This is a genomic window from Albidovulum sp., assembly GCF_049646345.1.
Taxonomy (GTDB): domain Bacteria; phylum Pseudomonadota; class Alphaproteobacteria; order Rhodobacterales; family Rhodobacteraceae; genus Albidovulum.
Genome location: NZ_JBARVQ010000487.1, coordinates 1 through 2,728, shown reverse-complemented (window position 1 = coordinate 2,728; position 2,728 = coordinate 1). Strand labels below are relative to the sequence as shown.

At 62.6% G+C, this 2,728-nt stretch carries 3 protein-coding genes; all 3 read right to left on the bottom strand.

The annotated features are described in order from the left end of the window. The coding region (locus WBB85_RS12225; protein WP_432638888.1) for a M16 family metallopeptidase at positions 1-560 on the bottom strand (560 nt) is incomplete at its 3' end. Next, complete coding sequence (gene thrC, locus WBB85_RS12220; RefSeq protein WP_432638887.1) at positions 557-1,948, bottom strand: threonine synthase; 1,392 nt, start codon at positions 1,946-1,948, stop codon at positions 557-559. The genes thrC and WBB85_RS12225, both read right to left, overlap by 4 nt. Before the next feature lie 9 nt (positions 1,949-1,957). Continuing rightward, positions 1,958-2,638 (bottom strand): SURF1 family protein, encoded by a 681-nt coding sequence (locus tag WBB85_RS12215; protein WP_432638886.1) that lies wholly within the window; start codon positions 2,636-2,638, stop codon positions 1,958-1,960. Positions 2,639-2,728: the final 90 nt, after the last annotated feature.

Below are 2,728 nucleotides of genomic sequence, written 5' to 3'. Positions count from 1 at the left end.
AGGATCATCTGATCCGGCCCGTAATGCTCCCCCACAAACCCGGTCAGATCGCCGCGCCCGAAGGTGGACACCCGTTCGGCGGGGCCAAGGATCGTGCGCCCCAGGGCCTGATCCGGGAAAGCTGCCTCTTGCAGCCAGTCAAAGATGATATCGTCGGGCGTGTCGAGCGACTGGCCGATTTCCTGCAGGATCACGTGCCGCTCGGTCTCGATTTCCTTTTCATCAAAGACCGGGTTCAACACGATGTCCGAAATCACGTCGAGCGCGAGCGGCACATCGGCCTCTAGCACCCTTGCGTAATAGGCCGTCATCTCACGGCTGGTATAGGCGTTGATATAGCCGCCCACATCCTCGATTTCCTCGGCGATCTGCAGGGCCGTGCGCCGGGCCGTCCCCTTGAACGCCATGTGCTCAAGGAAATGCGCGATGCCGTTCTGTTCCAGCCGTTCGTGCCGCCCGCCCGCTGTCAGCCAGACACCGATGGATGCCGAGGCAAGCCCCGGCATCCGTTCGGTGACGATGCGCAACCCGTTCGGCAATGTGGTCAGTCTGATCGTCAAACTTTTCGCCTTTCATGGACCAGCGCCTCAAGCGCGGCGAGGTCATTCGGCACAGATGTAACACGTTCCGGGCGAGAGAAAAGATCACCCATACGTTCGGGCAGCGCCGGGCGGATGCCGCTCGCCTGTTCCACCGCATCAGGGAATTTCGCCGGATGCGCCGTGGCCAGCGTGATCATCGGCACCTCTTCGGCCCGGTTGCCCTCGGCCACCGCGACACCAATGGCGCTGTGCGGGCAAAGCAGCTCTCCCGCCGCCTTGTGCATCCGGGAAATGGTGGCAAGCGTTCCCTCCTCGGACACCCGGCCCGAGACGAAAAGGTCACGCAGCGCCTGAAGGGCACCCTGACTGACGGTGAAGCCACCTTGCGCCTTCATCTCCTCCATCAACTGCGCAACGGCCTTGCCATCACGGCCATAGGCATCGAACAGCGCCCGTTCGAAGTTCGAGGAAATCTGGATATCCATCGAAGGTGAGATCGAAGGTTTCACCCCATCCATCTCATACCGCCCAGTCGTCAGGCAGCGGTGCAGGATGTCGTTCTGATTGGTCGCGATCACCAGCTGGTCGATGGGCAGGCCCATGCGTTTGGCGATGTAGCCCGCGAAGATGTCGCCGAAATTGCCGGTGGGCACGGTAAAGCTGACCTTCCGGTCCGGCGCGCCCAGCGACACGGCCGAGGTGAAGTAATAGACGACCTGCGCCAGAACCCGCGCCCAGTTGATCGAGTTGACACCGGCAAGCCCGACTGCGTCGCGGAATTCGAAATGGTTGAACATGTCCTTCAGCCGCGCCTGGCAATCGTCGAAATCGCCTTTCAGCGCCAGCGCATGGACATTGCTTTCGGCGGGCGTCGTCATCTGACGGCGCTGCACCTCTGACACCCGACCTTCGGGGAAAAGGATGAAGACATCGACATTGTCGAGGCCCCGGAACGCCTCGATCGCGGCCGAGCCTGTGTCGCCCGATGTCGCGCCAACGATGGTCACCCGCCGGCCTTCCCGCTTGAGCGCGATCTGGAACAGCTGACCGATCAGTTGCATCGCGAAGTCCTTGAACGCGAGCGTGGGGCCGTGGAACAGTTCCAGCAGGAAATGGTTCGGCGCAAGCTGGACGAGCGGCGCGCGGGCGGTGTGGCCGAAGCCTGCATAGGCTTTCGCAATAGCGCTGCGGAACTCATCATCGCTGAACGCATCGCCGACGAAGGGACGCATCACCCGGAACGCGGCCTCTTCATAGCTCAGCCCGCCAAGCGCCCTGATCTCGTCTGCGGTAAGGGTCGGGATCGTCTCGGGCACATAAAGCCCGCCGTCGCGTGCAAGCCCTGTCAGCATCGCCTCGCCGAAGCTAAGGGCCGGGGCCGCGCCCCGCGTCGAGATATAGCGCATGTCAGTTCCTCAATTCTTCCGCTGCCTGATACGCCAGAGCAGAAACGCTGTCATCCCCGCCCAGACCGCCGCCAGCGAAAACCAGGTGATCGCGTAGCCGAGATGGTCATTGGGGATATGCGACGTATCGACCGGCACCGGGACGATACCCTGCGCATCCCCCTCTTCCGTCCGGACCACGACAAGAACCGGCAAGGTTTTGACGCTTTCAGACATCGCCGCCACATCGCGGGCAAACCAGAGGCCGGTTTTGGCATCAGGCGGCGGCGTAAAGCTGTCGGCATCGTCGGGCCAGAGCAGGTTACCCGTCACGCTGAGGTTCACACCGTCCCGGGGCATGGCGCGACCCGATTCCGGGATGAATCCCCGGTCCAGCAGAATGCGCCGCCCGTCCTCTGCCTCAAAGACCGCGATGACCCGGAAACCCGGGCCGAGGTCTTTTTGGCCGGACAGGACAAGCAGTTCCTCACCCGACGTACGGCCCGCGACAATGACCGGACGGTACGTATCGGTTTCAGCATCCGGACTGGAAATGTCGGAAAGCGCTACCGGTGCATCCCCGATCCGCGCCTCGATCCCGGCGATCACGCCCTCTTTCCACGCCAACCGCCGCACCTGCCAGAGCCCGAGCGACATCAGGATTGCGATACCACCGGCACCAAGGATCAGGGCAGAAAGATAGCGGCGCATAAGGTCCTCAAAGTAAAAACGCGGGGAGCAGTGCCCCCCGCGTTTTGCATTGCCGTCAGGGGTGCCGGATCAGGCGCCCCAGATGTAGAT

Bases quoted from the DNA above. Each gene is read 5' to 3' on its own strand.
- WBB85_RS12215 (WP_432638886.1), bottom strand. From the start codon at position 2,638: ATGCGCCGCTATCTTTCTGCCCTGATCCTTGGTGCCGGTGGTATCGCA.
- thrC (WP_432638887.1), bottom strand. From the start codon at position 1,948: ATGCGCTATATCTCGACGCGGGGCGCGGCCCCGGCCCTTAGCTTCGGC.